The sequence below is a fragment of the Methylobacterium aquaticum genome, from assembly GCF_001043915.1.
GTDB classification, from domain to species: domain Bacteria; phylum Pseudomonadota; class Alphaproteobacteria; order Rhizobiales; family Beijerinckiaceae; genus Methylobacterium; species Methylobacterium aquaticum.
In genome coordinates, this window is record NZ_LABX01000203.1 from 1 (window position 1) to 25,526 (window position 25,526).

Here is a 25,526-nt window from a genome sequence, read left to right on the forward strand (position 1 = left end):
GGATACCATACCGCTGCACGTAACGGATGCCATTGATGACCTCCTGAAGGCTGTAGGTCCGTGGCCTGCCGATCCCTTGAGCGACCGGCAGGAGGGGTTCCAATTCGCGCCATTCGTCGGGCGTCAGATCACTCGGATATCTCTGGTTGCGGCGATCGTACCGCGGTCTGTTCTCTTTGGTCCAAGCCACGGCCGAGCCATCAAGCCATTCACGACGTGCTGCCATTCCGCATAACCTTGAAATATACTGATGTCACCCTTTCCGAACGGACTCTCAGATACTGCGCCAGTTCGGCAACCGTGAAATCCCAATCCTTCGATCCGCGGGTGCCGGTGATGCGGTCGATCGACGACACCGGGCCGATCGGCGGCTCCACCACCACCGGCGTGCCGTCGGGCACGATGGTGCCCAGCAGCAGCTCGTAGCGCGCCTCGGTCGGCGTCAGCGCGATCGTCGAGCCGACCCCGTCATGCGGGCGGCCGGCGACGAGCTGGCCGGCCGCGTCGGTTACGGTGTAGGGGCGCTTCTCCTCAACGATGGTCATGACTTCACCTGCGTCTCGATGGTGGTGGTCCAGCCGGCATCCGGAATGATGTCGTGGGTGACCGTGACAGCCTCCCACTCGGTCTCGTCGATCGGGGTGCCGAACCCTGTGCACTTCACCAGAGCTTCCGCCACGGCCGACGGATCCCCCACCTTCTGGAACAGGCCCTGGCCGGTGAAGCGGCCCCATTCGTCGCCCATCGCGTCCGCCGCAGCCTTCGCACCCTCCTTCGAGGCGTATGGGTGAGGCAGCGCATCGCGCGCGCCCTGGTCCCTGGAGGATTTGTCCTCGCGCTCCAGCGTGCCCTTGTCGATGTCGAGCCAGCTCGCCGAGACTTTCGCATAGGAGAACCGGGGGGACGGAGCCTGCCGATCGTCGCGCTCGCGCAGGCGCCGGGGCGGCGCGAGATCGGCCGGCCGCGGGATGCTCACGCATCCCGAACCCGCTGCTGTAGCGCCGAGCCGCTCCGTCGAGGGGATCGACCTGGCCGTTCTCGCCGGGCTGCGGCGCGCCGGCGGCGCTGCCCGGATCGCGGGTGCCGGTCTGGCTGGTCGAGGCGTCGCGCGGCACCCGGCGCATCAGCTCGGCCGCACGCTCCCCATCCGCTGGCGCGTGCGCTCCCGCGCCTCGACCGCCGCGGCATCCTGCTCGTCGGGCTGGCGCGGACGGGCCGCCGGCGCGGCCGGGGCCGGACCGTGCGGGCGAGCGCCGAGACGCCGCCCGTCCTCCTCCACGATGGCGCGCCGCTCCGCGTCCTCGCGGCCGGCGGCGACGCGGCGGTCGGTCTCGGCCTTGAGCCGGGGGTTGGCGGTCAGCTCGTCCTGCTCGGGCTTCGACAGCGCCTCGCCCTTGATCTGCTTGTCGGCCAGGGCTCTGGCGCGATCGGCCAGCCCCATCGCCTTGACCATGCCACCGACCCAGCGCTCGACTGGGGTCGGGAGCGGCGGTTCAGCGCCTGCCGACCCGATATCGGCTCATGGCGCTCACAGGACGCTGGCGGCGGCGTCGACCGTAAGGGCGGCTCCATTCACATGCGCGGCCTCATCGGACAGGAGGAACGCGACAACGTTCGCAACGTCGGCGGGCCTGCCGTAAGTGGGCTGTCCCGCCCTTCGGATCGCGGCACCGGAACTAAGGGCCTGCGCGTCGAGCGAGTGAATCATGCGGGTGTCGATCGGGCCGGGCAGGACGGCGTTCACCCGAACGCCCGTACCCTCGGCGTCGAGCGACGCCACCCGGGTCAGCCCGAGGACGGCATGCTTGGCGGCTACGTATCCCGCGAGGCCGGCACGGCCCCGGATCGCGGAGGTGGAGGCGATGGTGACGATCGACCCGGCGCCGCGTCGGCGCATCCGGCCGAGAACATGCTTCAGGCCCAGGAACGTACCCTTGGCGTTGACGGCGAGAACCCGGTCGAAGACGTCGTCCGGGTACTCGTCGATCGGAGCGACGACACCCTCGATGCCCGCATTGCTGACGAAGGCCGTGATCGGTCCGAGATCGCGTTCGACGGCCGCGACGCAGGCGGCGAATCCGGCGCCGTCGGAGACGTCCGTCCTGACGAATAAGGCGCGCCGGCCCGCGGCCTCGACCAGCCGCGCGGTTTCCGCGCCCGAAGCGGGATCGTGGTCGGCGAGCGCGATCGCGGCGCCGTCCCGGGCGAGCCGGAGAGCGATGGCGCGTCCGAGGCCGCCCCCGCCGCCGGTGACGAGCGCGACGCTCATGCCTTGACCATTGGGCAGCCGCCCTCGCCGAGCGGACGCCACACGACGTCGGCCGGGATCGACTGCACGACCTTGTAGTAATCCCACGGGTACTTCGAGTCGGCCGGGCTCTTCACCTCGAACAGGTACATCGGATGGAGCTTGCGGCCGTCGGGCCGGATCGAGCCGTTGCCGAAGAGTGGATCATCGGTCGGCATCTCCTTCATCCGGGAGACGACGGCACGGCCGTCGGCCGCGCTGCCGAGCGATTGGACGGCGCGCAGGTAGTGCAGGGTCGAGGCATAGGCGCCGGCATGCAGTGCGCTCGGGTAGCGGTCGCGGTTTCTCGGGACAAATCGCTTCGTCCAGGCCCGGGTTCCCTCGTTCAGATCCCAGTAGAAGGCCTCGGTGAATTGCAGCCCCTTCGCCGTCTCAAGACCGAGGGAGTGGACGTCGGTGATGTAGAGGACCGTCGCTACGAGCTTCTGCCCACCCGCCGGGATGCCGAACTCGACCGCCTGCTTGATCGAGTTGACCGTGTCGCCCCCGGCGTTGATCAGACCGACGACCTGGGCTCCAGAGGCCTGTGCTTGCAGCAGGAAGGACGAGAAATCGGGCGTGTTGATCGGCGTCCGTACGCCGCCGATGACCTTGCCGCCGCTCCGCTCGACCACGCGCCGGACATCTCCCTCCATCGCGTGGCCGAAGGCGTAGTCGGCCGTGAGGGTGAACCACGAGCGCGCGCCGGAGGCGACGACTGCCGTCGCGGCGCCGGTCGCGAGCGCGTAGGTGTCGTAGGTCCAGTGGATCGTGTTCGGCGAGCAAGCCTTGCCGGTCAGATCGGAGGAGGACGGGCCTGAGGCCAGCATCACCTTGTTCTTGTCGCGCACCACGCTGCCGACCGCCAGGGCGACGGCCGAGTTCGGGACGTCGGTGACGACGTCGACCCCGTCCTGATCGATCCACTTCCGGGCAATCGACGCGGCGACGTCGGCCTTGTTCTGGTGATCGGCGCTCAGGATCTCGACGGGCAGCGAGGGGCCGGCACCGAGATCCTCCGCGGCCATCTGCGTGGCGAGGACCGAGCCCTGGCCCGTGCAGTCTGCGTAGAGGCTGGACATGTCGGTCAGGACGCCGACCCTGACCGGCCGCACCGGTTCGGCCCTGAGGCGGGTCGATCCCAGGACCGCCGCGCCGACCCCGCCGGCCAGGAATGTCCGGCGGCCGATCCGGCGCGCATTGAAGGCCGTCGATGGCATCGTATCCTCTCCCATGGTGATCGATCCGTGCGGGGGGACGGCGCGGGCGTTACGGGATCAGGCGCTTGAGCAGGCGCCGGTCCTCGACCGCGAAGCCGCCGCCATAGACATCGGACACCATGAACTGCGCCGACAGGATCTCGGGCTCCAGCGCCGCGATCGGATCGAAGGCGGAGGACTTCAGCGTCATCGCGGCCCGCCCGGGGCGCGGCTCGGAATAGGCGAGGGGCGTGCGCCGATAGACGATGTCGGCATAGGCCGTCTCCAGGCGCTCCGGATGCGGGAGGCGCCGGACGTGGATCTCGCCGCCCGGCTGCTCGTCGGCATCGACGAGGCGCACGACCGGCGCGTCCGGATCGGGTGTGAACCGGAATTCCGCCAGCGGACCGCCGCGGCGGTCGACCCGGCCGGAGATCGATCCGTCCGGAGCCTCGTCGAACGCGTATGTGCAATCCTTCTTGGTATAGCCGAAGAGTTCGCGGCCGGCAGCGATCCCCATCGGGTCGCTGCAATACATGTAGAGATGCGTCTGGGTGAACAATCCTTCGTAGCGGACCGCGACCGTCACCATGAGGTCGAACATGCGCCCTTGATGAAGCGACAGAGTATGCCCCGGCGAGGCCATGAAGCGGAAGGCGACCCGGTCGTTGACGAGCTCGAACGGCGTGTCGGCGAGCAGGGCGGCGACCTTTGCCCGATCGACCCGGGTCATGACCTCGACGGTCCGCAGCGCGCATTCCCATTCGACCGGATAGGCCGGCGCGTATTGCGGATTGACGCCGCTGTTCGGATGCATGTCGTAATCGCCGAACATCTTCTTGACGTCGTACACAGTGACCTCCTGGGTTTCGCTGCGGCGCTCGCGGCGATGATCGTCAGGTTCCGCTGCGAAGGATGAATGGGCATGGCGACCGGCGCCGCCGAATCAGCCCGACGATCCGCGCTTCAGGTCTGCAACCGGGGGCCGGCAGCGCTTGCCGGCCCGTGTGGCGTGTCATGGCCGGGAGCATCCATGCGGCGTCGGACCGCTCTCCGACGACGGGCAGCCCCGACGTTTCGTCCCTTTTCGGCTGGTTCGGGTCGGCAGACCGGCCTCGCAGCCTCGCCGTCGCCCTTGTTAGAGCGTACACTGCATCCAGTGTACATTGGAGTCAACCGCCGTCACCGGGGACGGACGCCATCGCGTCGCCCCGCGGCCGTTCCCGGGAGAAGCGTATGACGATCGACCGGAGACCGGCACGGGACGAGGCGGACCGGCGGGCGCCGCTCGTCACATCGTCCGCTGTCTCGCTGCAGGACCGGATCTACGCCCACCTCAAAGCAGGGATCGCGGAAGGCCGCATCCGGCCTGGGACCCGGCTGCTCGAGTCGCAGCTTGCTCGGACATTCGGCGTCAGCCGCTCGCCGGCCCGCGGCGCCCTGAATGCCCTGGCGGCGGAGCGGCTCGTCTCCGAGGACGGGGCGCGTGGCTACAGGGTCGGGGGCATCGCTGCAGCCGGGGAAGGGGAGGATGCGGCACCACCGCTCGATCCTGCGCCGATGCCCCATCAGCGCCGATGGGAAACCCTGTACGGCGCGGTTGAGCAGGAACTCTACGGGCAGATCCTGTTTCACTCGGTTCGCGTCAACGACCTGCGGCTCGCTCAGCATTACGGCGTGAGCCGGACGGTGACGCGCGACCTCCTTGCCCGCATGGACGGCGTCGGCCTCGTCACCAAGGATGCCGCCGGGCGCTGGGTGGCCCGCCGGGTGACGCCGCAACGGATCCGCAACCTCTACGCGCTGCGCCGGCTGCTCGAACCGGTCTTGCTGGCCGAGGCCGTGCCGCGCGTTCCGACGGCCCTGCTCCGGCAGGCGAAAGCGCATGTCGAAGCGACGCTGGCCCGGCCCGCGATCGACGGCGAGGATTTCGACCGGGCCGAGACCGATCTGCATCGGGATCTTCTCGGCCATTCGGGGAACGACGAGCTGATTCACGCCCTCAAGCCAACGCATTTCCTGTTCGGCCCGACGCGGCACCTGATCGACCCGATCCTCGGGATCCCGATGCACAAGATCGAGCATGCCCTGCACGAGCACCTCGCCATCCTGGATCATCTGCTCGACGGCGATGCGCGCGGGGCGGCTCTGCTCTTGGAGCGGCATCTCACCGAGGCTGTCGACCGGTGGCTTGGCCGGTTCGAGGTCGCGGCAACCCTCGGCAGCGTCGCCTGCCCGGATTACCTGACCCCGTCAGAGTAGAAGCCGAGGCTGCCTTTCAGATCCGCGAGGCGTCCCGCCGCTTCACACGTCCCGATCCCGGCGCGCACCGGCATCGGGCGAGGCCATCGCAGCGGAGTCGACGAGGCGATCGTACTCCTCCGCCGTGGCGAAGCCCAGGGCGATCGCCGCCGCGCGCGGGGTCACCCCCTCGCTCATGGCCGTCCGGGTGATCGCGGCGACGCGATTGTCGCCGAGGGTCGGGTTGAGGGCCGTGGCGAGCAGCAGGGCATTCGCTACGTTGCCGGCGAGGCAGTCTCGATCGACGTCAGGTCCCGCACCAGCCGCAGGGCGAAGATGCGTGCGCCGTCCGCCAGCACCCGGATCGATTGCAGCAAGTTGTATATCAGGACCGGCTTGGCGACGTTCAGCTCGAACGTCCCGGAGGCGCCCGCCGCCGAGACCGTGGCGTGATTGCCGACGACCTGGAACGCGGCCTGCACCAGGGCCTCGGCGACCGTCGCGTTGCGCTTGCCCGGCATGATCGACGACGACAAGCCGTCGTCGGGGATCACGAGCTCGCCGAGACCACAGCGAGGCCCGGAGCCGAGCAGGCGGATATCGTTGGCGATCTTGATCGCTGAGACCGCCAGCACGTTGAGGGCGCCCGAGACCTCGACCAGGGCGTCATGGGCGCCCATCCCCTCGAACTTGCTGGGGTTGGGGACGACGGGAAGCCCCGAGAGGGCCGCGACCTCCGCGCAGAAGGCGTCGTCGAACCCCGTAGACGGCCCGATGATCGTCGATGAAACTGATCATGGCCGCGACCGGCGGTCGAGCTCCGCCATGGCAAAATACGCCGACGCCTTGCGCAGGATCTCGTTGGCCTGGCGCAGCTCGCGAACTTCTCGCTCCAGCGCCTTGATCCGCTCGCGCTCGTCCGTCGTCTGCCCGGGTCGCACATCTTGATCACGCTCGGACTGGCGCACCCAGTTCCGTAGCGTCTCACCCGAGCAGCCGATCTTGGCCGCGATCGACTGGATCGCCGACCACTGCGAGCCGTGCTCGCCCTCATGGTCGCGCACCATCCGCACCGCGCGCTCGCGCACCTCAGGGGAAAACGGCGCTGTTCGCTTCGTCATGGCTCCATCCTCTCAGAAGTCGGAGCCTCCAGGAAACCCGGGGCGGTTCATCCCTCTTCACCAGAGGCTTGCGCTGCATCGTCAGGCTCATCGTGACCGCCACACCCATTCCTCCCTTGTGGACAAAAAACCCTTGTGCACAACAAAAACTGATGGATGGTGAGGTAGCCGCTTAGAGCGCTTCACGATTGCGTTGCAATCGCGAAGCTTCTCTCGCTGTTTGATTTTGCCGCATTGTCTACGACGAACCGGTATCCACTTCGTCGAAAAATGCTCTAGTCCTTCAGCTCCTTTTCGATATCAGCGAGCAGCGCCAAGTGCTCCTTGATCTGGCCTCTGGCGAGCTTAGCAACGCTAAGGTTCTCACGGTCCTTGCCGGTAGCCAGATAGGTCTCTTGAATCTTCAGCAGTTCCTGGTGTCCCTCAATCTGCCCCTTGATATACTCACGGTCGAATGCAGACCCCGCCTTTGCGCTCTCCAGCTTCTCCAGCATCGCCTTGCCCTTGGCATCAAGTTGGCTCGTAACCTCAGCGTCGGACGGAGGCTTCACCTGACCGCTGGCTGCGACCGTCTGGTCGCGCATCCCCTTCAGGATGTCAGCAATGGTTTCCTGCTCAGCCACCTCGAACTGAGCAAACTGCTTAACGTCATCGTCCTTAGCTTTCTTCAAAGCCACGCGACTGGCCGCCAGCGACATCGATCCGGCGGCAAGGGTGTCAGCGGCGTGCTTAGCCTCCGCCTCTCCCATCTTGGCACCCGTGTTTCCCGATGCGGACGAAGCCGAGCTTGTCGGGTTCTGCGCGAAGGCCGCGTTGATGAAGGAGGGAATTGCGATGGCCGAGGCAAGCGCGGTGAGAGCGATACGGCGGTTCATGGGCATTCCTCGTGGTGCTGTGAGGGTCCAAACGCCGCCACCAACTCCGGGTGAGTATCTATGGTTCACGCCGTAGCCAGAGCGGCAGCGATGCCGCAGCCCCTCGCACCACTTCCGGTGCCTAGATCTTTGCCGTCTCGGCCGGCGCTTCGGCTCCTGCGATCCTGGCGCCTCCCCCCTCCTCACCGTTGCACCCGCTCGGCAGCTTCACGGCCTCGATACAAGCCCGCACAGCCTCGATAGGCGCCGCTCCGGGTCCCAGGACGTGAGGCAGGAGCGAAGGCGCACCGCGAGTCACTGACGCCGTTCGCAGGCTTGGCAGCGGGTAGCCTACCTGTCCTCAGCGATGCCGCCGCAAGGGCTCGTGGGGCTGTCTCAGGGTGCCCTTCATGCCCATTCCGAAGCGGAACCGGAGGCTAAGCGCGATGCGAGGGAAGGGGCCCTGAACTGCCTTCCGGTTCGATTCCCTCTCTCTCCGTCGAACCGACTCCCCCAGGATTCCAGTGCTACAGTTTTGCGCTACAGCTGGCACCCCACGCAGCGCCTAAGTCATTGTTTTTATTGGCACATGGATGTTGGATCGGAATGTCCCACCCCTTCCGCCAACGATCTCAATGATTTGGACTGACTGTCGCAGAGAACGACCTTCGGTTCCGGTCTCGCTTTTTCTCCGAGCCCACGCTCCTGGACGTTTGGGCTTGGCATGGACCATTCGAGAGTGGTCAACAGCCGGATGCGTCAGCATCTGAGAGCCTGTTCGAGCGGTTGATCGGCTTCTGGATTGTTGAGAGCATCGAACGCCATCAGGCAGGCGACGACGGCGAGCGTCCTGTCGCGCCATCGAGGCACCCGGGGCGCTCGCGCAGTAGCCCACCCCCATGGCTCATGAAGACTGATCGCATGACCTCGTCGTCGGTGTCGGTACGGTCGAGTCCTCGATCATCCCCCGATCGCGGTGCGGTCGGGGGATGATCGATCGTCGATTCTGCGGCATGGTCTGCGACGATCCGCGATCGAGGTCGTCGGCCACGGCGCCCGACGGCCGGCCATCCACGGCAAAAGGCACGGCATGAGGCACGGCATGAAGGCTGAGATCGGAACCCCGGAGGCGGTCGGCCTCTCGTCGGAGCGGCTGGAGCGGATCGTCCCGTGGATGCGGAGCTACGTCGAGGCCGGCAAGCTGCCGGGCCTGTCGGTGACCATGGCCCGGCGCGGCCAGGTGGTGTTCTCCCGCACGGAGGGCCTGCGCGACCTCGCCCGGGGCCTGCCGATGGAGCACGACACGATCGTGCGGATCTACTCGATGACGAAGCCGCTGACCTCGGTGGCGATCCTGATGCTGTACGAGGAGGGTCGGTTTCAGCTCGACGACCCCATCACCCGCGTCCTGCCGGACTTCCGGGACATGCGGGTCCTCGTCGGCGGCAGCCGCGCCAAGCCGGAGACGGTGCCGGCGGAGCGCGACATCACCTTTCGCGATCTCCTGACCCACACCTCGGGCCTGTCCTACGGCTTCATGGACGCGACGCTGGTCGACCGGATGTACCGGGAGGAGGGTGTCGACTTCCAGACCGCAGAGACCTCGCTCGCCGAGGTCGTCGCCAAGGCCGCCCGCCTGCCGCTTCTCGCCCAGCCGGGGGCGGAGTGGAACTACAGCATCGCCACCGACGTGCTCGGCCACCTCGTGGCGGTGATCTCCGGAATTCCCTTCGACGAGTTCCTGCGCGAGCGGATCATCCGGCCGCTCGGCATGGTCGATACCGATTTCCATGTTCCGCCTGAGAAGATCGCCCGCTTCGCCTCGAACTACGCGCTCGGCGAAGGCGGCCGGCTGACTCTGATCGACGATGCCCGGGACGGGCGCTACGCGCGACCCCGCACCGTGCCGTCGGGCGGCGGCGGCCTCGTCTCGACGGCGGCCGACTATGCCCGGTTCTGCCGCTTCATCCTGGGTGGCGGCGCCCTCGACGGCGTGCGGCTGCTGGGCCGCAAGACCGTGGCGCTGATGACCGCCAACCACCTGCGCGGCGACCTCGCCGAGATGGGCCAGCCGCGTTTTTCGGAGTCGAGCTACAGCGGCATCGGCTTCGGGCTGGGCTTCTCGGTGATGCTCGATCCGGCCAAGGCCCAGATTCTCGGCACCCCGGGCGAGGTCGCCTGGGGCGGGGCGGCCTCGACGGCGTTCTGGATCGACCCCGCCGAGGACCTGTTCGTGATCCTGCTGACGCAGCTCATGCCGTCCTCGACCTGGCCGATCCGGCGCGAGCTGCGGGTGCTCACCTACGCGGCGATCACGGGGTGATCGCAGGGATCACGGGGTGATCGCAGGGATCACGGAGTGATCGCCGCGAGTGGTCACCCCACCGCCCGGCGGTAGAGGTGCCAGGTGGCGTGGCCGAGCACCGGCAGCACCACCGCGAGGCCGACGAACAGCGACACCATGCCGAGGACGAGCAGTCCGGCCACGATGGCGCCCCAGGCGAGCATCGTGCCGGGATTCTCGCGCATCAGCGCCAGCGAGGTCTCGATGGCGGTGCCGGCCTCCACGTCCTTGTCGATGATGAGCGGGATCGAGACCGCGCTCACGGCGAGCGCCAGGAGCGAGAAAGCAGCCCCGACGAGGTTGCCGGCGAGGATCAGCGCCCAGCCGCGGGGCGTGGTCAGCACGTCACCGAGGAAGACGGTGAGCGAGGGCTCGGTCACCCCGCCATAGAGGCTCCAGTACAGCCCCGTCGCGGCCCCCATCCAGGCGAGAAAGATCAGCGCCAGCACCCCGCCGACCGCCATCACGGCCCTGGCCGAGCGGCCATGCAGGGGGGCATAGGCTTCCGCCAGGGTCGCGGGCAGGCCCCATTCACGCCGCCGGCTCATCTCGTAGAGACCGAGCGCCGCGAAGGGGCCGATCAGCGCGAAGCCGGCCGCGAGGGGGAACAGGATCGGGATCAGGTCCTGCTCGAAGGTCGCCGCCGCGATGATCACGCCGGCCAGCGGATAGATCAGCACCACGAACAGCACGTGGGTCGGCATCGCCAGGAAGTCGTCGACGCCCCGCGACAGGGCGGCCTTGAGATCCGGGATGCCGATCCGCCGCACGGCGGGGCGGGCGGCGGCAAAGCCGGGGGCAAAGATGGGCGAACTCGTCATCGCGTTTCCTCCGGGGGGAGGCACCCGCGACGGGGAGGCCGGGCCGCGTTCGGGCCGTCTGTCGGCGGTCCTCAGGCGCCCGGTCCGGCCCGCACGGACACCGGACAGATCGGTCGCATCAGAGCTGGACTACTCACACCGGGCGGGACGGTCCCACCCCACGACTTGAGGCTAACGCCGCGCCGGCCTGCCCGCCAAGGGGGTGGAGCGCACGATCGCGTGACGGTGCGCGGTGCCGCAGCCAGCCGAGGCTTCTCCCGAGCGCCCGGCCGGGCGCGCTCAACCGGGATGGACCAGAATATTGACCAGCCGCCCGAACGGGTCGCGGACGTAGAACCGCCTTACACCCCACGGCTCCTGCACGGGGCCGTACTCGATCGCATGGCCCGCCTCCGTCGCTCGCCGGAGCACGGCATCCAGGTCGTCGACCTCGACCGAGACGTCGGGGACCGGCGTCTCCGACCCTCCCTCGCAGGCCACGCTGATCTGCGGCGTCGCCGACGCGCCCGAAGCCGCGAAGGTCAGGATCCAGCCGTGATCCATGACCAGTTCGAGGCCGAGAACCTCTCCGTAGAAGGCCCGCGCTGCGTCGAGCCGCGTCGCCGGGATGTTGGTCACGATACGCTTCACGGCCATGGTTCGCTCCGTCTTGAGCCCGCTCCCCCTTGGCATCGCATCGGACCCCACACGTCCCGGCCTGTCGAGGCCGATCCCCCGGGGTGCCGCCCCGCCGGCTTCCACGCTACAAGAGGCCATCGTCGTTCCACCCAAGGCCCATCATGCCGAGCACGCCCCGCGCCGCGATCATCCCGGTCACGCCGTTCCAGCAGAACTGCACCCTCCTGTGGTGCGAGGCGACGAAGCGGGCCGCCGTGATCGATCCGGGCGGCGACCTCGACCGGATCCAGGCGGCGATCGCCAAGGCCGGGGTCACGGTCGAGAAGATCCTGCTCACCCACGGCCACATCGATCACGCCGGCGGTGCCGCCGACCTGCGCGACGCCCTGTCGGTGCCGGTCGAGGGGCCGCACCTCGCCGACAAGCCGCTCCTCGACCGGCTGCCCGAGGCCGGGGCGGCCTACGGCCTCGCCGGCGCCAAGGTCGTCACGCCCGACCGCTGGCTTGCCGAGGGCGACAGCGTGACGGTCGGCGAACTGACCTTCGACGTGCTGCATTGCCCCGGCCATTCCCCGGGCAGCGTCGTGCTGGTGAGCCGGGACGCCCGCTTCGCCCAGGTCGGCGACGTGCTGTTCCGCGGCTCGGTCGGCCGCACCGACCTGCCGGGGGGCGACCACGCCGCCCTGATCGCGTCGATCAAGACCAAGCTGCTGCCGCTCGGCGACGACGTCGCCTTCATCCCGGGCCATGGCCCGACCAGCACGATCGGCCAGGAGCGGCTGTCGAACCCGTTCCTTCAGTGAGGAAGCCGCCCATGGACCCGCGTCTGGACCTGCGCCCTCTCGGCCGTTCCGGCCTCTCCGTCCCGCCCTTCTGCTTCGGCGGCAACGTCTTCGGCTGGACCGCCGACGAGGCGACCTCCTTCGCGCTGCTCGACCGGCTCACGGAGACCGGCTTCACCTTCATCGACACCGCCGACGTCTATTCGCGCTGGGCTCCGGGCCATCAGGGCGGCGAGTCGGAGGCGGTGATCGGGCGCTGGCTCAAGGCCCGCGGCAGCCGCGACCGGATGGTGATCGCCACCAAGGTCGGGATGGAGATGGGGCAAGGTCCCTCGGGCGACAGCCGCAAGGGCCTGACCGCGCCGTACATCGAACGGGCCGTCGAGGAGTCCTTGCGCCGGCTTCAGACCGACCGGATCGATCTCTACCAGTCCCATACCGACGATGCCGGGACGCCGCTGGAGGAGACGCTCTCGGCCTATGACCGGCTGATCCGCGCCGGCAAGGTGCGGGCGATCGGCGCCTCGAACTACACCGCCGCCCGCCTGCGCGAGGCGCTGGCGGTCTCGGCCCGCGAGGGATTGCCGCGCTACGAATCCCTCCAGCCCGAATACAGCCTCGCCGAGCGCGGCGGCTACGAGGCGGAGCTGGAACCCCTGTGCCGGGAGGAGGGAATCGGGGTGATCTCCTACTTCTCCCTGGCGGCGGGCTTCCTGACCGGCAAGTACCGGCAGGAAGGCGCCGCCGCGGGCCGCGCCCGGGAAGCGCGGGTCTCGCGCTACCTCAACCCGAACGGCCTCGCGTTTCTCGACCTCCTCGACGAGGTGGCGCGCGACCACGGCGCCACGCCGGCCCAGGTCGCCATCGCGTGGCTGGTCGCGCGGCCGGGCCTCACCGCGCCGATCGCCAGCGCCACCTCGGTGGCGCAGCTCGACGAGATCCTGGGGGGCGTGCGGCTCACCCTCGACCCGGCCGCGGTGGCGCGGCTCGACACGGCGAGCGGGAGTTCGCTCAAGGGCTGACGGACGCCCGTTGGCGGATCCTTAACGGGGTGCGGCGAAACGTACCCTGCAAGAGGATGCGGCGGGGGTGGGCGGGCTGCCGGACACCCCCGCCGGGCACCGGAAATGCGGCGCTTGCGGCGCCGAAAACCGATGCAATGTCAAGGCGGAACGCTTACATCAGGGAGACACCGGATCGTGGCCGCCACGGCCCGGACATCGTGAGACACGACGAGACCCAGACGGCGCCGGATCGCAGACCGGCGCCGGCGCGGGCCGCGCCTCCCCGGGAGGCGTGCCCGCCCGCACCAGGAACCGACATGGCCGAACCCGCCCGCGATCTGACCCCCGACACCTACGGCGCCGACTCGATCAAGGTCCTGAAGGGCCTGGATGCCGTGCGCAAGCGGCCGGGCATGTATATCGGCGACACCGACGACGGCTCGGGCCTGCACCACATGGTGTACGAAGTCGTCGACAACGCCATCGACGAGGCGCTGGCCGGCCACGCGACGCTCGTCACCGTCACCCTCAACGCCGACGGCTCCTGCACGGTCTCCGACAATGGCCGCGGCATCCCGACCGACATCCATCCGGAGGAGGGCGTCTCGGCGGCCGAGGTCATCATGACCCAGCTGCATGCCGGCGGTAAGTTCGACCAGAATTCCTACAAGGTCTCGGGCGGCCTGCACGGCGTCGGCGTCTCGGTGGTGAACGCCCTCTCGACCTGGCTGCGCCTGCGCGTCTGGCGCGGCGGCCAGGAGCACGCGATGGAGTTCCGCCACGGCGACGCGGTCTCGGCCCTCGCCGTCGTCGGCCCGGCGGGCGACCGGCGCGGCACCGAGGTGACCTTCCTGCCCTCGCCCGAAACCTTCACGATGATCGAGTTCGATTACGCGACGCTGGAGAAGCGCCTGCGGGAACTCGCCTTCCTGAATTCCGGCGTCCGCATCGTGCTGACCGATGCCCGCCACGCCGAGCACCGGCGCGACGAACTCGTCTACGAGGGCGGGGTCGAGGCGTTCGTGCGCTATCTCGACCGGGCGAAGGAGCCGCAGATCGAGGCGCCGATCGTGCTCCGCCAGGAGCGCGACGGCATCGGCGTCGAGGTGGCGTTGTGGTGGAACGACACGTTCCACGAGAATGTGCTGTGCTTCACCAACAACATCCCGCAGCGCGACGGCGGCACCCATCTGGCCGGGTTCCGGGCCGCGCTCACCCGCCAGATCACCGGCTACGCCGAGGCGAGCGGGGTGACCAAGAAGGAGAAGGTCGCGCTCACCGGCGAGGATTGCCGCGAGGGGCTGACCGCGGTGGTCTCGGTGAAGGTGCCCGACCCGAAATTCTCCTCGCAGACCAAGGACAAGCTCGTCTCCTCGGAGGTCCGGCCGGCGGTCGAGGGCGTCATGAACGCGACCCTCGGCACCTGGCTCGAGGAGCATCCGAACGAGGCGCGCATCATCGCCGCCAAGGTGGCGCTCGCCGCCGCCGCCCGGGAGGCGGCCCGCAAGGCGCGCGACCTCACCACCCGCAAGGGCGCGCTCGACATCGCCTCGCTGCCCGGCAAGCTCGCCGATTGCCAGGAACGCGATCCCTCGAAATGCGAGATCCTGCTGGTCGAGGGCGACTCGGCCGGCGGCTCGGCCAAGCAGGGCCGCGACCGCACCTTCCAGGCGGTGCTCCCCCTGCGCGGAAAAATCCTCAACGTCGAGCGGGCGCGCCTCGACAAGATGCTGTCGAGCCAGGAGATCGGCACGCTGATCACCGCGCTCGGCACCGGGATCGGCCGGGACGGTGCCCACGCCTTCAACCCCGACAAGCTGCGCTACCACCGCATCATCATCATGACCGATGCGGATGTCGACGGCTCGCATATCCGCACGCTGCTGCTGACGTTCTTCTTCCGCCAGATGCCGGAGCTGATCGAGCGCGGCCACCTCTACATCGCCCAGCCACCGCTCTACAAAGCCCAGAAGGGCAAGACCGCGATCTACCTGAAGGACGACCGGGCGCTGGAGGATTACCTGATCGACGGCGGCGTCGACGGGGCGGTGCTCAAGCTCGCCACCGGCACCGAGTTCGGCGGGGCCCAGCTCAAGACCCTGGTCGACGAGGCGCGCGGCGTGCGCCAGGTGCTGCACGGGATGCATTCGCGCTACGACCGCGTCGTGGTCGAGCAGGCGGCGATCGCCGGCGCCCTGCGTCCCTCGGTCGCCGGCAACCCCGACGAGGCCGAGGTGGTGGCCGACGAGATCGCCCGGCGCCTCAACGCGATCGCGGACGAGATCGAGCAGGGCTGGGAGGGCGAGGCCAAGGAGGGCGGCTACGTGCTGTCGCGGACGCTTCGCGGCGTGCGCCAGGTCGCGGTGCTCGACGAGGCGCTGATCCACTCGCAGGAGGCGCGCCGCCTCGACGAGCGGGCCGAGACCCTGAGCGAGATCTACGGCGCCCCCGTCACCCTGGTACGCCGCGGCGACCAGACGATGCTGCACGGGCCGGTCGCCCTGTTCGAGGGCATGATGGCGCTCGGCCGCAAGGGGCTGCAATTGCAGCGCTACAAGGGGCTGGGCGAGATGACCGCCCAGCAGCTCTGGGAGACGACGCTGGACCGCGACGTGCGCTCGCTGCTCCAGGTCAAGGTCAAGGACACGACCGATGCCGACGACCTGTTCGTCAAGCTGATGGGCGACGTGGTCGAGCCGCGCCGGGAGTTCATCCAGGAAAACGCGCTCAACGTGGCCAATCTCGACGTGTGAGGGTGAGACCGATGGATCAGGCCACGCTCGCCCCCTTCTCCGATTACGTCCTGCCGGAAGCAACCCTGCCGGAGCTGCCGGGTCACTACCGCGGCAAGGTGCGGGACAATTACGACCTGCCGGACGGCCGGCGGATCCTGATCACCAGCGACCGCCTGAGCGCCTTCGACCGGGAGCTGGCGGCGATCCCGCTGAAAGGTCAGGTCCTGACCCAGACCGCGCGCTACTGGTTCGAGGCGACCCGGGACATCTGCGACAACCACGTGCTGGCCTATCCCGACCCGAACGTGGTGGTGGGGCGGCACCTCACCATCCTGCCGGTCGAGATCGTGGTGCGCGGCTACCTCGCGGGCAGCACCGGCACCTCGATCCTGACCCTCTACAAGACCGGGCAGCGCGAGATGTACGGCCACCGGCTGCCCGACGGGATGCGGCCGCATGAGCCTCTGCCGCAGCCGATCATCACGCCGACCACCAAGGCCGGCCATGGCGACCACGACGCGCCGCTCTCGGCGGCCGAGATCCTGGAGCGGGGCCTGCTGACGGAGGCGCAGTGGCGCATGGTGTCGGAGGCGGCCTTGGCGCTGTTTGCCCGCGGCCAGGCCCTGGCGGCTGAGCGCGGCCTGATCCTCGCCGACACCAAATACGAGTTCGGCACGGATGCCGAGGGGCGGATCGTTCTGGCCGACGAGATCCACACCCCGGACAGCAGCCGCTACTGGTTCGCCGGGAGCTATCCCGGGCACCTGGCGGCCGGCACCCTGCCGGAGAGCTTCGACAAGGACGTGGTCCGCAACTGGGTCGCAGCCCGCTGCGATCCCTACCGCGATCCGGTGCCGGAGATCCCGCCCGAGGTGGTCCTGCGCACCGCCGCCACCTATGTCAGCGCCTTCGAGACGATCACGGGCCAGCCCTTCGCCCTGCCGGACACGAGCGAGCCGCCCCTGGCGCGCATCCGCCGCAACATCGCGGCGTATCTCGCGGCATAGAACGGGTCGCGCGGGTTCCCCCCTGTGCCCGGGGGCGGCAAGGCTGTCCGGGGAACGGGGGAAGCCCGCGCCCTTTCGCTTCTGGACACCTCCGCCCCAGCGTCGCCTTATACCATCGGCCCAAGATGCTGACGCATCGGGCCGATGAACCATCTCAAATTTTCGATACTCAGCCAAAGGCTTAGCGAAAATTGGAGAACGGCACCAAAGGTCGTTTCCAACAACCGTTGGTATTAAGCCTCCGGATCGGCCCGGGTCGAGAACCGGTCGCGCGCCGTGAAGCGGTCCGCCGGCAGGCCGGAGGGCAGCAGGCCGCGATAGATCTCGCGGGACAGGAACGAGCGCTCAATCTCCATCTGCTCCTCGTCGAGGTCGACGTACCAGCAGCGGCGCCGGGGCGACCAGCGGTAGTTGCGGTCCTTGAGCCGGTCCTTGAGGGCGATCGGGGCGTCGGACGCCCAGAGCCGCACGGTCGGCCGCCGCGCCGCCTCGAGGAGCGCGGCGAGGGCGAGCCGCCCCGAGGCCCGCAACGGTCGGGCGAGGATCGCGAGCAGGGCCTCGCAATCGTCGATCGCCCGGTGGCCGTTGTGGAAATGGCCGTGATCGGCGAGCAGGTGGCCGAGCCGCATCCCCTCGTGTCCTTCCGCCCGCCAGGGGATCTGGTGGCAGGAGCAGGCCCAGTTGCGCGAGACGAAGATCGGCCAGCGGCGCTCGCACATCTGCCGGTCGAAGCGGGCATTGTGGGCGATGACCACCCGCGCCTCGGCGGCGAGCGCCTCGACCGCCGCGTCGTCGATGCGCTGGCCGGCGACGTCGGCGTCGGTGATGCCGGTGAGGCGCACCACCGCCTCGGGGATCGGGAGGGAGGGCTGGTGGAGCTGGTTGAACCGCTCCCGCACCCGATAGATCCGACCGCTGGCGCCGTACTCGAACGAGATGATGCCGAGTTCGATCACCTCGTCGGCGGTCACGTCGATGCCGGTGGTCTCGGTGTCGAGGATCAGCCCGACGAAGGTCGGCTCCTCGGGCTCCTCGGCCGGGGGGACGAAGGGGCCGAGACGGCGCAGGACCCGGTAGTCGCCGGTGCGCTCCAGGATGGCGGCGATGTCGTCGAGCGCGTCGGTCAAGCGGCGTCTTACCTTAGGCCATGCGGCCGCGCGGCGGCGGCGCGTGTCGTTGCTTGAGGCATGGATTAAACCCGGCCCGGCCGCCGGGCCAAGAGCCGGGCCGCCGCACTCCACACTATTCGCATCCGGCACCTGAAAAAGGCGCTCACCCGGAGTTTGTACCCTATATCGCTACATCTATCATCGCTTGCACGGCAATCAAATTGCACATGCATCAAACATCAAATATCTGCAATACTCTCTCGACAAAAATTTCCAAGAGCATAGTCTCCCTCGCCTGACCATTTATCGGTTTTCAGTCTTCCAGAGGGGCGGCAGCGGGCGCAGGGCCTGCATGAGCTTGGCGATGCGGCGGAAGCCGCGGGTGAAACATGACAGCTTGGAGCGCGCCACCTTGGCGGGTTGCCGTGTCACATCTTTTTTTTGGCGGGGGTTGGATGATGAACCTCATCCCATCGCCCGGTCGAGACGGCACCGTCGAGAGCCAGGGCCATCACCCGCAGCAGACGGGCGAGCTGGTCAGGGTCGCGACGCTGCCTGTTGTCGATGCCAAAACCGCGCGACTTGAAGGCGGAGAACATCGGCTCGATCGCCCAGCGCTCGGAGTATTCCAGCGTCGTGCGATAGCTTGGCTTATCATACCATCGGCCCACGATGCTGACGCATCGAGCCGATGAACCATCTCAAATTTTCGATATTAAGCCAAAGGCTTAGCGAAAATTGGAGAACGGCACCAAAGGTCGTTTTCAACGACCGTTGGTATCAGACATGGCGATGATCCAGGGCTGGTCATGACCAGGATCGTGGATGATGCCGATCTGGGTCTTGGCCGGCCGTGCCGTCAACGCGACGTCTTCGAGATGAAAATCCTTGCTCTTCGCCCGCGCCGCCGTTGTGGTTCGGCCCGCGCTTGGATACTAAATGCCAGTTTTCTGAGTCGGGAGCATAGTGACAAGCCCTGCTCCGCTAAAGCGCTTCACGATTGCGTTGCAATCGCGAAGCTTCTCTATCTCTTTGATTGTGCCGCATTGTCTACGACGAACCGGTATCCACTTCGTCGGAAAATGCTCTCAAGGATCACTCCGGCCCCGTCCGCCCGGCCAATTCGTCGATCAATCCCTGCATCGAGGCGGGCACCGCATCCGGCACCTGCCCGGCATACATGTTGCGCAAGAGGCGGCCGATCTCGGTCAGGGAGACGCTGCCCTTGACGATCACCCGCTCGGTGTCGCGGCCCAGCCGCTCCTTCTCGGCCGGGGTGATGTCCTTGGCGGTCAGCACCACCACCGGCACGTCGCCGCCCTCGGGCCGGGCGCGGAGCTGCGTCAGGAAGGCGAAGCCGTCCATCACCGGCATCATCAGGTCGAGAAGGATCAGGGAGGGGCGGCCCTCGTCGAGGCGGGCAAGGCCGGCGGCGCCGTTCTCCGCCTCGCGCACGGTCCAGCCATCCCGGGACAGGCTGCGGCGCAGGCGCTCGCGGGCATCCGCGTCGTCGTCGACGAGGAGCACCGTGCCGGGGGCGTCGGCCGGGCGGTAGCGCTCCATCAGCCCCTTGAGATGCTCCCAATCGATCGGCTTGACCAAGTAGTCGGTGGCGCCGAGCGCCCGGCCGAGGCCCTGCTCGTTGACGACCGAGGTCATGATCACCGGGGTCGCGGCGAGATCCGGGTCGCTGCGGATGGCGTGCAGCACCGACCAGCCGTCCATCCGCGGCATCTCGATGTCGAGGAGAATCGCCCGGGGCCTGAGGGCCCGGGCGAGGGCCAGCCCGGCCTTGCCGTCGCTGGCGGTGCGGACCCGGAAGCCCTCGCGTTCGAGGAAGCGGGAGAGCAGGTCGCGCGCCGCCGGGTCGTCGTCGACGAGGAGGACCACGTCGTGGCGAGCGGCCTCCTCCTTCGCCTCGGCGAGCGCCCGCACCTCCTCCGGCGTCGGCTCGTCGTCCTGCGCCGCCAGGACGGCCGGCAACCGGAGGGTGAAAGTCGCGCCCTCGCCATAGGTCGAGGCGACCGTGATGTCGCCCCCCATGCGCCGGCAGAAGGCGCGGGTGATGGCCAGCCCCAGGCCGGTGCCGCCGAATTGCCGCGTGGTCGATTCGTCGGCCTGGGCGAAGCGCTCGAACAGCCGGCCGCACTGCACCTCGGTGAGGCCGATGCCGGTATCCGCGACCGTGAAGGTCAGCCACCCGGCCTCTTCGACCGTCTCGCGCCGGGCCGACAGGGTGATGGTGCCGGCTTCCGTGAACTTCGCCGCGTTGCCGAGCAGGTTGACCAGGCATTGGCGCACCTTGCCCTGGTCCTGGTGCATGGCGCCGGCATCGTCGGCGATGTCGAGGACCAGGCGGTTGCGCTTCTTGGCGATCAGCGACTCGGTCGCCGCCACCACGTCGTCGACCATGTCGGCGACGGAAAAGTCCTCCGCCGCCACCGTCATGCGGCCGGCTTCGATCTTCGAGATGTCGAGGACGTCGTTGATGAGGCCGAGCAGATGGCGCGCCGACGCCTCGATCTTGCGCAGATCCGGCAGCAGCTCGGCCTGGCCGAGATCCTCCAGCTCCTCGGCCAGCATCTCCGAATAGCCGATCACCGCCGAGAGCGGCGTGCGCAGCTCGTGGCTCATATTGGCGATGAACTGGCTCTTGGCGCGGTTGGCCGCCTCGGCGGCGTGGCGGGCACGCTCGATCTCGGCCTCGGCCTCCTTGCGGTCGGTGATGTCGACATGCATGCCGACCCATTCGCGCAACGACCCATCCTCGGCGATCACGGGTGTGGCCCGCACCTCCATGTGGCGCCAGGCTCCGTCGCGCCGGCGCATCCGATACTCGATCTCGAAGGGGGTGCGTGCCTCGACGGCCCGGGCCCACGCCTCGGCGGCGCGGCCGCGATCGTCCGGATGGACCGCCTCGACCCAGCCCCAGCCCTGCGCCTCCTCGTCGCTCTGGCCGGTATAGGCGGTCCAGCGCCATTGCCCGATCGAGAGTTCGCCCGAGGCATCCGCCGACCAGATGATCGCCGCGGCGCTGTCGACGAGGGCGCGGAACCGGTCCTGGGCGTGGCGCAGGCGCTCCTCGGTGGTCCGCCTGCGGGTGATGTCGGTGTTGGTGCCGTACCAGCGCACGATCCGGCCTGAGCCATCACGGAACGGCTGGGCCCGGGACAGGAACCAGCGATAGACGCCGTCGGCCCCTTTGAGCGGAAACGTGTCCTCCCACGGCTCGCCGGTGGCGAAGGCGCGGCGGAAGCGCGCCTCGACCCGCTCCAGGTGGTCCGGGTGGTGGAGGCTGCGCCAGCCCCAGCCCCGCATCGTCTCGATCGTGGTGCCGGTGTAGTCGTACCAGCGCTGATTGTACCAGACGAGACTGCCATCCGCCTCGGCGATCCAGGCGAGTTGCGGCAGCGACTCGGCGAGGTTGCGGTAATCGTCCTCCCGCAGGTCGGCCTCGCTCATCGGCGGCATCCCCGGGACGGAGGCGGGGACAGGCGTGCGGGCATCCGGCGGCTCCGTGGCGGTGGCCCGAAACTGGGCTCAGGCACGGATCTATGCGGGGGCGAGCCGGCGTCCAGTGCGCCCGGATGCCGTCGCGTGATCAGCCGAACTGCTCGCGCAGGATGCGCTCGTCCATGCCCTGGCCGGGATCGTGCAGCATCACGAGGTCGGTCGAGCGGTCGAGCTGGGTCTCGACCCGGGCGACGCGGCGGAACTCGGTATGGTCGGCCACCGCGGCGACGGGGCGGTATTCCGGGTCCTTGACCTCGATGCGGATGCGGGCGTGGTTGGGCAGGAGCACGCTGCCCTGGCGCCGCGGCCGGAAGGCGGAGATCGGGGTCAGCGCGATGAGCTGGGACGAGATCGGCAGGATCGGCCCGCCGACCGAGAGGTTGTAGGCGGTGGAGCCCACGGGTGTGGCCGCCAGCACCCCGTCGGCGATCAGCTCGGGCAGGCGGACCTGGCCGTCGATCGAGATCTTCAGCTTGGCGGTCTGGTGGGTCTGGCGCAGCATGTAGACCTCGTTGACCGCCCGCGCCGTGTGGGTGAGGCCGAGCACGTCGGTGACCACCATCAGGAGCGGGTGGACGACGCTGCGCTGGGCCACTTCCAGCCGCTCGATCAGGTCGTCGAGGTGGAACTCGTTCATCAGGAAGCCGACGGTGCCGCGGTTCATGCCGTAGATCGGCTTGCCCGTGCCCATGAAGCGGTGCAGCGCCTGGAGCATCAGGCCGTCGCCCCCCAACCCCACCACCACGTCCGCCTCCTCGGGCGGCACGTGGTCGTAGCGCTGCATCAACAGCTCGGCTGCCTGGCGGGCGTCGGGCGTCGGGCTCGCGATGAAGGCGATCTGGTTGAAGCGCCGCGCCATATGGGGTGTCCCGACCGCCGAACATGAGGTCCCGCCGCGCCTCCCTCGACGCGCACGGCCGCCGGGCCGTCGCCGGCTACGGCGGCACGAGGCATAGCACGCGGGGGCGCCGTCTCGTCCAGCGGTCGGCGGCGCTCAGGTGAGGCCCAGGCCCCATTGCAGGGCGACGAACTCGTAGGCCGCACCCGCCCGGGCGATGTGGCCGGCAGCCGGGAAGGGGGCGTGGTAGAACGCCACCGGCAGCCGCTCGTCGGCGGCCATCGCCAGCATCCGGTGGCGAGTGGCCCGGGCCTCGACGGCATCCATGTCGAACAGGGCCGACCAGTCGGGATGGCGCACGAACAGGGCCGGGTGGTTGGTGATGTCGGAGGCGATCAGCAGGCGCCGCCCGCCGGACTCGAGCCGGAACGAGGTGTGGCCCGGGGTGTGGCCGGGCGTGCCGAGGGCGGTCAGGCCCGGCAGCACCTCCTTGTCCCAGGCATAGCGCTCGACCTTCACTCCGCTGCCGAAGGTCTTCTGCACGGCGGCGAGAGTGGCCTTGAGGGCCTCGGGCGGGTTGGCGATCCGGCCGTCATCCATCCAGAAGCGCCACTCGGCCTCCGGCACCGCGACCATCGCGTTCGGGAAGGTCGCGGTGCCATCCTTGCGCGTGAGGCCGAGGATGTGGTCGGGGTGGAAGTGGCTGATCACCACCGCGTCGATCGCGCCCGGATCGATCCCGGCGAGCGCCAGCCCGCGCAGCACGCCGCCGGTGCCGGGCGGGCCCTGATCGGCGAAGCCCGCATCGATCAGCACGCGCTTGCCCCCGAGGGTGAGGAGGAGCGGCGTGAAGGTGATCGGCAGCGCGTCGGTCGGCAGGAAGGCTTGGCCCAAGGCCGCCTGGACTTCGGGAAGGGGGGCGTTGCGCACGAAGCCCGCCTCAAGGGGGCGCTTGACCCCACCCTCGTGCAGGGCCGTCACCGTCGCCTCGCCGAGACCATAACGGTAGACCCCCGGCAGGTCGGCGGTGGGCGTCGCCGCGCCGCTGCCGGCGAGGCCGGGGGCGCTGGCGAGGACCGGGCCGGCGAGGATGCCCCCGGCCATGAGGGTGCGACGATTCATCGACATGGGGGCCTCCCTGGGCGTCCGCCCCCGCAGCTAGAGCGCGGCGCCCGGAAGGGGATGGGTCTCGACCGGTCAATCGTGCGCGCAATATAGCCGCGCGCCGCCGTCGTGTACCGTGGCGGGCGACTCACCGAAGGGCAAAAGCCGCCATGCGCCACCGGATCGCCGCGATCGGCATCACCCTCCTCACCGCGTTCCTCGTCGTGGCGGTCCCGCCGGGGCCCGCTTTGGCCGCCTCGCGGGCGCCTGTCGCCGCCGAGCACGGCATGGTCGTCACGGCCCAGCATCTCGCGACGCAGGTCGGCGTCGACGTGCTCAAGCAGGGCGGCAACGCCATCGATGCGGCGGTGGCGGTCGGCTACGCCCTGGCGGTGGTCTATCCGGCCGCCGGCAATCTCGGCGGCGGCGGCTTCATGACGATCCAGCGCGCCGACGGCAGCCGGACCTTCCTGGATTTCCGCGAGAAGGCGCCGCTCGCCGCCACCCGCGACATGTTCCTCGACAAGGCGGGCAACGTCGTCAAGGGCGCGAGCACCAAGAGCTTTCTGGCGGTCGGCGTGCCCGGCACCGTGTCCGGCCTCGAGGAGGCGCGGGCGAAATACGGCACGCAGCCCCGTGCCAGCCTGATCGCGCCGGCGATCCGGCTCGCCGAGGAGGGATTCACCCTCGACCAGGGCGACGTCGACATGCTGGGAACCGCCACCGCGGATTTCGGCAAGGATTCCGCCTCGGCCAAGATCTTCCTGAACCAGGGCCGGCCCTATCGCGTCGGCGACTCCCTCGTCCAAGCGGACCTCGCCCGGACCCTGCGGGCGATCAGTGCGAACGGCAAGGACGGGTTCTACAAGGGCACGGTCGCCGAGGCGCTGACCGGGGCGAGCCGGGCGCAAGGCGGGCTCATCGTCCAGGCCGACCTCGACCGCTACGCCACCCGCGAGCTTGCGCCGATCGAGTGCGACTATCGCGGCTACCGGGTGATCTCGGCCCCGCCGCCCAGCTCCGGCGGGGTGGTGATCTGCGAGATGCTGAACATCCTCGAAGGCTACGACCTGGCGAAGCTCGGCTGGGGCTCGGCGCAAGCGGTCCATTACGAGATCGAGGCGATGCGCCACGCCTATCTCGACCGCAACAGCTATCTCGGCGACCCCGATTTCGTGACAAACCCGGTCGATCGGCTGACCGACAAGACCTACGCCGCGAAGATCCGCGCGGTCATCGATCCGCAGAAGGCCGGCGTCTCGGCCGAATTGAAGCCCGGCGTGCCGCCGCACGAGGGCAGCAACACCACCCATTACTCGATCGTCGATTCACAGGGCAACGCGGTCTCGGTGACCTACACCCTCAACGATTGGTTCGGCGTGCGGATCACCGTGCCGGGAACCGGTATTCTCCTCAACAACGAGATGGACGACTTCACCGCCAAGGTCGGCGTGCCGAACATCTACGGCCTGCTCCAGGGCGAGGCCAACGCCGTCGCGCCCGGCAAGACGCCGTTGAGTTCGATGAGCCCGACCATCGTCACCCGGGACGGCAAGCCGGTCTTCGTGACCGGCACCCCCGGCGGCAGCCGGATCATCACGGTGGTGCTGCACAGCATCCTCAACGTGATCGATTACGGCATGAACGTGCAGGAAGCCGTGGATGCGCCGCGCCTCCACCACCAGTGGATGCCCGACGTGACCAATGTCGAGCGCTTCGCCCTGTCGCCGGACACCCGCCGGATCCTGGAGGGCATGGGCCACACGTTCGGCCCGGCCCAGCCGGCGAACCACCTGGCGGCGATCCTGATCGGCGCGCCGGTTCTGGGCGGCAAGCCGGTGGGCGCGTTCCGGTATTACGGGGCGAACGATCCGCGGCGGAATACCGGGAGTGCGTTGGGGTATTGAGGGGAGCGAGGGGCGCGCGTCGCGGGAGCCTTGGGCTTCCCG

Annotated in this window: 23 protein-coding genes, 2 pseudogenes and 1 other annotated feature; of the genes and pseudogenes, 7 read left to right on the forward strand and 18 right to left on the reverse strand. The window is 68.9% G+C overall.

Features of this window, described 5'->3' with window-relative positions; translation table 11 throughout:
• The 7 genes and pseudogenes from VP06_RS35230 to VP06_RS24410 form a co-directional block, all read right to left on the reverse strand.
• A pseudogene (locus VP06_RS35230) lies at nt 1–226 on the reverse strand (IS5/IS1182 family transposase); the annotation flags it as partial.
• Nucleotides 210–545: a hypothetical protein gene (locus VP06_RS24385; RefSeq protein ID WP_048466398.1), complete on the reverse strand. Its 336-nt coding sequence runs from the start codon at nt 543–545 to the stop codon at nt 210–212. The pseudogene VP06_RS35230 and the gene VP06_RS24385, both read right to left, overlap by 17 nt.
• A complete protein-coding gene (locus VP06_RS24390; protein ID WP_048466399.1) occupies nt 542–976 on the reverse strand; it encodes a hypothetical protein in 435 nt (144 codons plus the stop codon). The genes VP06_RS24385 and VP06_RS24390 overlap by 4 nt, the downstream gene beginning before the upstream one ends.
• A gap of 147 nt (nt 977–1,123) precedes the next feature.
• A complete protein-coding gene (locus VP06_RS24395) occupies nt 1,124–1,453 on the reverse strand; it encodes a hypothetical protein (RefSeq protein WP_048466400.1) in 330 nt (109 codons plus the stop codon).
• A gap of 75 nt (nt 1,454–1,528) precedes the next feature.
• Nucleotides 1,529–2,269, reverse strand: coding sequence for an SDR family NAD(P)-dependent oxidoreductase (locus tag VP06_RS24400; protein WP_048466401.1), 741 nt, complete (start codon nt 2,267–2,269; stop codon nt 1,529–1,531).
• Nucleotides 2,266–3,507, reverse strand: a complete 1,242-nt coding sequence (locus tag VP06_RS24405) for an ABC transporter substrate-binding protein (protein ID WP_048466402.1) — start codon at nt 3,505–3,507, stop codon at nt 2,266–2,268. The genes VP06_RS24400 and VP06_RS24405 overlap by 4 nt, the downstream gene beginning before the upstream one ends.
• Nucleotides 3,508–3,556: 49 nt before the next feature.
• Nucleotides 3,557–4,339 carry an acetoacetate decarboxylase family protein gene (locus tag VP06_RS24410; RefSeq protein ID WP_197093279.1) on the reverse strand — a complete coding sequence of 261 codons (783 nt, stop codon included), beginning with the start codon at nt 4,337–4,339 and terminating at the stop codon, nt 3,557–3,559.
• Between the two features lie 383 nt (nt 4,340–4,722).
• Between VP06_RS24410 and VP06_RS24415 the strand changes: the two genes are divergently transcribed.
• Nucleotides 4,723–5,748, forward strand: a complete 1,026-nt coding sequence (locus tag VP06_RS24415) for a GntR family transcriptional regulator (RefSeq protein ID WP_053082021.1) — start codon at nt 4,723–4,725, stop codon at nt 5,746–5,748.
• A gap of 42 nt (nt 5,749–5,790) precedes the next feature.
• Here the strand turns inward: VP06_RS24415 and VP06_RS38800 are convergent, their stop codons facing one another.
• From VP06_RS38800 to VP06_RS24430, 4 genes and pseudogenes are all read right to left on the reverse strand, one after another.
• On the reverse strand, nt 5,791–6,111 hold the full coding sequence (locus tag VP06_RS38800; protein ID WP_342586848.1) for a hypothetical protein: 321 nt from the start codon (nt 6,109–6,111) through the stop codon (nt 5,791–5,793).
• Nucleotides 6,003–6,506, reverse strand: a complete 504-nt coding sequence (locus VP06_RS24420; protein WP_342586849.1) for a lyase family protein — start codon at nt 6,504–6,506, stop codon at nt 6,003–6,005. The genes VP06_RS38800 and VP06_RS24420 overlap by 109 nt, the downstream gene beginning before the upstream one ends.
• Nucleotides 6,437–6,567 (reverse strand) — a sequence feature (AL1L pseudoknot). Its footprint overlaps the gene before it by 70 nt.
• Nucleotides 6,484–6,848 (reverse strand): annotated as a pseudogene (locus VP06_RS24425) (transposase); the annotation flags it as partial. Its footprint overlaps the feature before it by 84 nt. The gene VP06_RS24420 and the pseudogene VP06_RS24425, both read right to left, overlap by 23 nt.
• Before the next feature lie 275 nt (nt 6,849–7,123).
• Entirely contained in the window at nt 7,124–7,723 is a 600-nt protein-coding gene (locus tag VP06_RS24430) for a DUF4142 domain-containing protein (protein WP_048466404.1), read from the reverse strand.
• Between the two features lie 1,081 nt (nt 7,724–8,804).
• On the opposite strand from VP06_RS24430, the gene VP06_RS24435 reads away from it, so the two are divergent.
• Nucleotides 8,805–10,025, forward strand: a complete 1,221-nt coding sequence (locus VP06_RS24435; RefSeq protein WP_048466405.1) for a serine hydrolase domain-containing protein — start codon at nt 8,805–8,807, stop codon at nt 10,023–10,025.
• 53 nt (nt 10,026–10,078) lie between these two features.
• On the opposite strand, the gene VP06_RS24440 is transcribed toward VP06_RS24435, so the two are convergent.
• Both VP06_RS24440 and VP06_RS24445 read right to left on the reverse strand, forming a co-directional pair.
• Nucleotides 10,079–10,867, reverse strand: coding sequence for a DUF2189 domain-containing protein (locus tag VP06_RS24440; protein WP_048466406.1), 789 nt, complete (start codon nt 10,865–10,867; stop codon nt 10,079–10,081).
• Nucleotides 10,868–11,146: 279 nt separating this feature from the next.
• Complete coding sequence (locus VP06_RS24445) at nt 11,147–11,503, reverse strand: VOC family protein (protein ID WP_048466407.1); 357 nt, start codon at nt 11,501–11,503, stop codon at nt 11,147–11,149.
• A 143-nt stretch (nt 11,504–11,646) separates the two neighbouring features.
• Between VP06_RS24445 and VP06_RS24450 the strand changes: the two genes are divergently transcribed.
• The 4 genes from VP06_RS24450 to VP06_RS24465 all read left to right on the forward strand — a co-directional run bounded on the left by VP06_RS24450 (nt 11,647) and on the right by VP06_RS24465 (nt 17,013).
• Entirely contained in the window at nt 11,647–12,288 is a 642-nt protein-coding gene (locus VP06_RS24450) for an MBL fold metallo-hydrolase (RefSeq protein ID WP_048466408.1), read from the forward strand.
• Between the two features lie 23 nt (nt 12,289–12,311).
• Entirely contained in the window at nt 12,312–13,289 is a 978-nt protein-coding gene (locus VP06_RS24455) for an aldo/keto reductase (RefSeq protein ID WP_048466417.1), read from the forward strand.
• Between the two features lie 299 nt (nt 13,290–13,588).
• A complete protein-coding gene (gene gyrB / locus VP06_RS24460; RefSeq protein ID WP_048466409.1) occupies nt 13,589–16,024 on the forward strand; it encodes a DNA topoisomerase (ATP-hydrolyzing) subunit B in 2,436 nt (811 codons plus the stop codon).
• Nucleotides 16,025–16,035: 11 nt separating this feature from the next.
• Nucleotides 16,036–17,013, forward strand: coding sequence for a phosphoribosylaminoimidazolesuccinocarboxamide synthase (locus VP06_RS24465; RefSeq protein WP_048466410.1), 978 nt, complete (start codon nt 16,036–16,038; stop codon nt 17,011–17,013).
• Between the two features lie 233 nt (nt 17,014–17,246).
• Here the strand turns inward: VP06_RS24465 and VP06_RS24470 are convergent, their stop codons facing one another.
• The 5 genes from VP06_RS24470 to VP06_RS24490 all read right to left on the reverse strand — a co-directional run bounded on the left by VP06_RS24470 (nt 17,247) and on the right by VP06_RS24490 (nt 23,601).
• Nucleotides 17,247–18,140, reverse strand: a complete 894-nt coding sequence (locus VP06_RS24470) for a 3'-5' exonuclease (protein ID WP_048466411.1) — start codon at nt 18,138–18,140, stop codon at nt 17,247–17,249.
• A gap of 410 nt (nt 18,141–18,550) precedes the next feature.
• Nucleotides 18,551–18,721, reverse strand: a complete 171-nt coding sequence (locus tag VP06_RS24475) for a hypothetical protein (protein WP_156295749.1) — start codon at nt 18,719–18,721, stop codon at nt 18,551–18,553.
• A 496-nt stretch (nt 18,722–19,217) separates the two neighbouring features.
• Nucleotides 19,218–21,584 (reverse strand): hybrid sensor histidine kinase/response regulator, encoded by a 2,367-nt coding sequence (locus VP06_RS24480; protein ID WP_048466418.1) that lies wholly within the window; start codon nt 21,582–21,584, stop codon nt 19,218–19,220.
• Nucleotides 21,585–21,723: 139 nt separating this feature from the next.
• Entirely contained in the window at nt 21,724–22,494 is a 771-nt protein-coding gene (locus tag VP06_RS24485) for an NAD kinase (RefSeq protein WP_048466413.1), read from the reverse strand.
• A gap of 135 nt (nt 22,495–22,629) precedes the next feature.
• Entirely contained in the window at nt 22,630–23,601 is a 972-nt protein-coding gene (locus tag VP06_RS24490) for an MBL fold metallo-hydrolase (protein ID WP_048466414.1), read from the reverse strand.
• Between the two features lie 146 nt (nt 23,602–23,747).
• Between VP06_RS24490 and ggt the strand changes: the two genes are divergently transcribed.
• Nucleotides 23,748–25,484, forward strand: coding sequence for a gamma-glutamyltransferase (gene ggt, locus VP06_RS24495; protein ID WP_082167600.1), 1,737 nt, complete (start codon nt 23,748–23,750; stop codon nt 25,482–25,484).
• Nucleotides 25,485–25,526 lie beyond the last annotated feature (42 nt).